Here is a 1,614-nt window from a genome sequence, read left to right as displayed (position 1 = left end):
ACCACCCACAGGGAAAGATCCCGGATCAACTGTCGCGTTGGCTTGCTCACCTCAAACCAAGGATGGCTGACCCGCAGATAGCCCAGCAGCTTCCCATGGGCCACGATCGGCTCGGTGAACTGACGCAGCCAATACCCAGGAGCGATGCGGGCAGTGTGCAGGGATCCCTCGGTCAACAGGGGGGCAGGGATCCCGCCGGGTACCGTGGACCAGATGAGCGTTCCTTGAGGGCCGAACCACTCCAAGTCGATGTGATCGTCCTCTAGGGTGCTGGGATCATCCCGAAAGCTGGCCTCTAAGCTGCGGCGGGCTTGCTGCGGATCCAAGAGGCTCTCATCCACCACCAAAGACCGCTCGACAATTTCCACCACATGGCCAAGGGTATCGTCCACCCGCTCGATCAGGGTTGACTGCACGTACCAATAGAAGCTGCCGGCAAACAACAGCAGCAACACTGCCGTAACCGTTGTATACCAGAAGGCCAACCACTGCCGCGTCGCTTGGAACATGGGAGCTGCACCGCGGGGGGAGAACGGAGTGGGGCTAGCTGTGAACACGGGGTTCGGGGTGAAGGGAAGACAAGATCTCGGCCTCCACCTGGAGTAGAGTATCGAGACGCTCCTGCACCTGATCGGCGGGAAACTGCTCCAACGCCAAATCCAAGTAAAGCTGCCAATGGCGCTCCTCCGCAGCCGCCAGCCAGAGATAAAACTGCCGCAGCTCTGGGTCGGGCGCGTGGATCCCCAACAGGCCCAAGCGTTCGTGGCTGCGGGCCTCGATAATGGCTGCCACCAGCAAGGTGTCGAGCAGATGCTCCGGCTCGGAGCGGCGCAGGTGTTGGTTCAGACGACCGGCATAGGGCGCAGCCGACAAGGGCTTGATGGGGATCCCCAACCGTTGCAGGTGGCGATGCACCCGCTCAAAATGCTGCAGCTCCTCCCGCGCCAGCGGCGAGAGGGTTTCCACCAAACGCCCGTTAGCCGGGTAGCGAAAGAGCAGACTGAGGGCGTTGCCCGCTGCTTTTTTCTCACAGTTGGCGTGGTCTAGCAAGACCAGATCGATGTGCCGGATGGCCTGGTCGATCCAGTCCTTAGAGGTAGGAGAGGCGAGTTCTAGAACAAGCACAAGGTCGGTAGAAAAGGGCTAAGAGAAGTTTTAGGGACGAACGATCTCCACAGTAACCCGCCCCGTCAGCTCTGGGATCGGGGGATGACACTTGGTCAATCGGATCTTAGCTTTGCTGGCCCCCGTCTCCCGCAGCACCATTTCGGCAATCGCCTCCGCCAAACTCTCGATCAGCACAAACTGATTGCTTTTCACCAGTTCCGCAATCCCGGCCACTGCAGAACGGTAGTCGAGGCTATCACACAGTTGGCCGCTGAGAGCAGCCGGGCGCAGATCCGCCCACAACTCGAAATCCACCTCAAACCATTGCCCCGAAGCCCGTTCCGCCTCATCAAGGCCGGTATAACCGTAGTAGCGCAGGCCGGAGACGATCAGCCGATCCCGCAACTGCTCGGGGGGTCGCCGAGGGATCCGATCGGGATCTGGATAGGGCTGCTGACTGTTGCTGCTGACACTGGTGGGGATCTGTAGCTGATACATTTACGCTGA

At 60.2% G+C, this 1,614-nt stretch carries 2 protein-coding genes and 1 pseudogene; all 3 read right to left on the bottom strand.

Annotated features, from left to right (window positions below; all coding sequences use genetic code 11):
* Window positions 1-509 (bottom strand): annotated as a pseudogene (locus NW819_RS11380) (sensor histidine kinase); the annotation flags it as partial.
* Window positions 510-543: 34 nt separating this feature from the next.
* Window positions 544-1,125 (bottom strand): tRNA-(ms[2]io[6]A)-hydroxylase, encoded by a 582-nt coding sequence (locus NW819_RS11375; RefSeq protein ID WP_414342126.1) that lies wholly within the window; start codon window positions 1,123-1,125, stop codon window positions 544-546.
* A 30-nt stretch (window positions 1,126-1,155) separates the two neighbouring features.
* On the bottom strand, window positions 1,156-1,605 hold the full coding sequence (gene folB, locus NW819_RS11370; RefSeq protein ID WP_414413808.1) for a dihydroneopterin aldolase: 450 nt from the start codon (window positions 1,603-1,605) through the stop codon (window positions 1,156-1,158).
* Window positions 1,606-1,614 lie beyond the last annotated feature (9 nt).

This window comes from Synechococcus sp. R8-2, assembly GCF_047461715.1.
In the GTDB taxonomy this organism is placed as follows: Bacteria; Cyanobacteriota; Cyanobacteriia; order Thermostichales; family Thermostichaceae; genus Thermostichus.
This window is presented reverse-complemented; position numbering and strand designations above follow the sequence as displayed.

Bases quoted from the DNA above. Each gene is read 5' to 3' on its own strand.
- folB (WP_414413808.1), bottom strand. From the start codon at position 1,605: ATGTATCAGCTACAGATCCCCACCAGTGTCAGCAGCAACAGTCAGCAG.